Consider the following 4,076-nt stretch of genomic DNA (forward strand, 5'->3'; position numbering starts at 1 on the left):
CTTGCAACACCGCAAGCTCGCCGCTTAACATCACCAACCAGAGGCCGACACTCCGCTAAATCAAGCAGCCATCTGCGCCAAATGTTCTGACGACGGACACTGTTTGAGTAGGGGAATCCAATGCCTGTCGATAAGGAAAAGACGGTTAGAACCTCTGTCATTGTGCCCGCCGACCTTTACCAAAGGGTGCAACAGCTTGCGGTGAGTAATGATGTATCCGCAGCGTGGATCGTTCGCCACGCATTGAATGAGTTTCTCGCGGAGCACGGCAGGAAGAAGGCAATTCCTCTCAGGCTTGGCGACACCGGCAGTCGATCCTCTGGACGGGGCCGCAAGCGCGCGGAAACAGCGCGCTGAATAAATGAGGTTGTAAGAAGCCTAGGGGGCGAAATTGACTACCGAGTACCATGCGAAGCTATTCGCTCACGAGCTTACCCGGCAGCGATCCGTCGCTGACTCCGAGAAGCTCGCCGGTGCCTTGCTCGATGCTCAGGTTGATCTCAATCCTCATCAGGTCGAAGCGGCTCTGTTCGCCTTCAAGTCGCCTCTCTCGAAAGGCGCAATTCTCGCCGACGAAGTCGGTCTCGGCAAAACCATTGAGGCGGGTCTGGTGCTCGCCCAAAAATGGACGGAGGGCAAGCGGCGCATCCTCGTGATCACGCCCGCCAATCTGCGGAAACAGTGGTCGCAGGAACTCGCAGAAAAGTTTTTCCTGCCCAGCACGATCCTTGAAGCTCGCAACTACAACAAGATGAAAAAAGAGGGCGCTCGTCGCCCGTTCGAGCAGAAGACTCTTGTCATTTGCTCCTTCCAGTTCGCCGCTCGCAATGCGGACGAGCTTATGGTCATACCGTGGGACCTCGTGGTGATCGATGAAGCCCACCGGCTTCGAAATGTTTACAGGCCGGACAATCGGATCGGAAAAGCGCTTAAGGGAGCGCTCGCAAACTCGCCTAAGGTGCTGCTCACGGCTACGCCTCTTCAGAACTCCCTGATGGAGCTTTATGGGCTCGTCAGTCTCGTGGACGACTACGCCTTCGGCGATGCCAAGAGCTTTCGCGCCCAGTATGCGCGGCTGACCGACGACACACAGTTTGACGAGTTGAAAGAACGCTTGAAGCCTGTCTGTCACAGGACCCTTCGGCGGCAAGTCCTGGAATATATTCGATACACAAACCGCATCCCAATCACGCAGGAGTTCGTTCCGACGCAGGAGGAGCAGACTCTTTACGATCTCGTATCCGACTACCTGCGGCGGCCATCGTTGCAGGCTCTGCCATCCAGCCAGCGGTCGCTGATGACGCTCATCATGCGCAAGCTGCTCGCGTCGTCGACATTCGCTATTGCGGGGGCGCTCGACACACTCGCTCGGAAGCTGGAACGCCAGCTTGGCAAAGACAAGAACCTTCGGGAGAAGCTCGAACAGGAGCTGGCCGAGGATTACGAGGAGTTCGAGCAGACTGCCGATGAGTGGGAAGAGGATGAGGTTCCACCAGAACTGCTGACCGAGGACGACATCGCCAACATCGAGCGCGAAATCGTTGACCTTCGCGGGTTCCGCGACCTGGCTGTTTCAATCTCTGAAAACGCAAAGGGGCAAGCGCTCGTCAGCGCTTTACGCGCCGGGTTCGCCAAGGCCAAGGAGCTGGGCAGCGCCGAAAAGGCAATCATCTTCACGGAGTCACGCCGAACACAGGAATATCTGGTTCGTCTCCTTGCGGCCAATGGCTATGACGACAAGCTCGTCCTCTTCAACGGGTCAAACTCGGACGCGCAATCCAAGGAAATCTACAAAGCCTGGATCGAGCGCCATAAGGGCACCGACCGTGTCACGGGCTCGCGCACCGCAGATATAAGGGCGGCGCTCGTGGATTATTTCCGCGAGCAGGCCGGGATTATGATCGCGACCGAGGCCGCGGCTGAAGGCATCAACCTTCAGTTCTGCTCCATGGTCGTCAATTTCGACCTTCCATGGAATCCGCAGCGTATCGAACAGCGCATCGGGCGCTGCCATCGATATGGCCAGCGCTACGATGTGGTCGTCGTCAACTTTCTCAACAAGAACAATGCCGCTGATCAGCGGGTCTATGAGCTGCTCGCCGAAAAGTTCAAGCTCTTCTCGGGCGTGTTCGGCGCTAGCGACGAGGTGCTCGGCGCTATCGAGTCAGGCGTGGAGTTCGAAAAGCGCATCGTATCGATCTACCAGAATTGCCGCTCGACTGGCGAAATCGAGACCGAGTTCGAGCGGCTGCGCGCTGAGATGGACACGAACATCAACGCGACCATGGAAGATACGCGCCGCAAGCTGCTGGAGCACTTCGACGCTGAGGTTCACGACCGCCTGAAAATAAATATGACGCAGAGCAAGGAGTATCTGGATCGGTTCGCCCGGATGCTCTGGGCTCTCACGAAGCACGAGCTTGGCAAGCAGGCCAAGTTCGATGACGATTATCTCACATTCATACTGTCGACCTGCCCGGCAGGCATCGACGTACCCGTTGGAAGCTACTTCCTGTCCAAGCTCGGCATCGATGGGCATCGCTACCGGCTCGGCCATCCGCTGGCACAGCACCTCATTGGGGTGGCTGGTGCACGCAAGCTGAATGGCGCAGCGCTCGTCTTCGACTACACGGCGTGGCCGCAGACCGCAGTCGCAATCGCGCCGCTCGTAGGCAAACGGGGAACGCTTGTCGTGCACAAGCTTTCGATCCGCGGCGCAGACGACCAAGATCACATCATTGTAGCCGCCATGACGGACGATGGCACCGCCATCGACCCCGCAGCTGCAAAGCGTCTTTTCGAGCTGCCTGTGCGCAAGAACGCCGCCAATGACTTTCATATGCCGGACGCGGTAAAGGCGACCGTAGATGGACAGCGCAAGTCCATCCTGGACGACATGGCGGCTCGGCAATCCCAATGGTTCGACGATGAAATCGATAAACTCGACAACTGGGCTGAGGACAAGCGAGCCGGGCTGAAAGCCGACCTCAAAGACATCGACGAAGAAATCAAGGCACTCAAGAAGGAGGTTCGCCAGACCGGCAATCTCCCGGACAAGCTCGCGTTGCAGCGCAAGGCGCGCACGCTCGAAGCCAAACGCGATGAAGCATGGCGCGCATACGACGCGGCGGCAAAGGACATAGAGATTCAGAAGGACGGCCTTCTGGATCAGGTGGAAGAGCGGCTCGGACAGGCAGTGTCTGACGAGGAGCTTTTCGCCGTCAGGTTTCAAGTTCAATGAAGGGGTCAAAAATGAACAAGCCGGAACATACTCAACCGGAGAAAATGGATTTGCGGTCGATGGACATCGCAGGAGAAAAGCAGGAAGAGCTAAGACGCTTTCTGGAACGCTCTTTTCCCGAAGCTTTGGCGGACGGAACCGTTAATTTTGATCAGCTCAAGCGTATTTTGGGCGAATGGGTCGACCCCGGCAAGGAGCGGTTTGGTCTCAATTGGCCGGGGAAGGCTGACTCCATAAAGGTTGTCCAACAGTCTTCCGTTGCAACGCTAAAGCCAATGCGAGACCAGTCCGTCAATTTCGATGAGACAAATAATATCTTCATCGAAGGTGACAATCTGGAGGTTCTGAAATTACTTCAGAAGTCCTATTTCGGAAAAATCAAACTCATTTATATCGACCCTCCGTACAACACTGGTAACGAATTTATCTACCCAGACAAATTCTCGGAGTCTTTGGACACATATCTTGCTTATACGGGTCAAGCCGACGATGACGGTAGTCGCTTTTCTACCAACTCCGATACCTCGGGTCGGTATCACACGCGCTGGTTAAACATGATGTATCCGCGGCTGTACCTTGCGAAGAATTTACTTCGTAAAGACGGAGCCATATTCATCAGTATAGACGACAACGAGGCTTCTAATCTTCGGAAGCTTTGCGACGAGATTTTTGGAGAAGAAAACTTCGTGGCCAACATTGTTTGGCAGAAGAAATACGCGGTATCCAATGATGATCCGTGTCAATCGGCTCGCAAATTTGACCCCGTATCGGCGTTCAATTTTGACCCCTTCGCGCGGCGTGGTTTGAGGGTAGCGCTCGACTCGTCGGAGCTGGC

At 55.8% G+C, this 4,076-nt stretch carries 3 protein-coding genes; all 3 read left to right on the plus strand.

The genetic code is table 11. From position 1 onward, the window contains the following. Window positions 1–120: 120 nt before the first annotated feature. A complete protein-coding gene (locus tag B2M20_RS03015; protein WP_079445627.1) occupies window positions 121–357 on the plus strand; it encodes a ribbon-helix-helix domain-containing protein in 237 nt (78 codons plus the stop codon). Window positions 358–391: 34 nt separating this feature from the next. Then, a complete protein-coding gene (locus B2M20_RS03020; protein WP_079445628.1) occupies window positions 392–3,241 on the plus strand; it encodes an SNF2-related protein in 2,850 nt (949 codons plus the stop codon). 11 nt (window positions 3,242–3,252) lie between these two features. Next, window positions 3,253–4,076 (plus strand): site-specific DNA-methyltransferase (locus tag B2M20_RS20730; protein ID WP_139372823.1); only part of this gene is annotated, 824 nt, incomplete at its 3' end.

Origin of the sequence: Nitrobacter vulgaris, assembly GCF_002028545.1 — a bacterium.
GTDB lineage: Bacteria > Pseudomonadota > Alphaproteobacteria > Rhizobiales > Xanthobacteraceae > Nitrobacter > Nitrobacter vulgaris.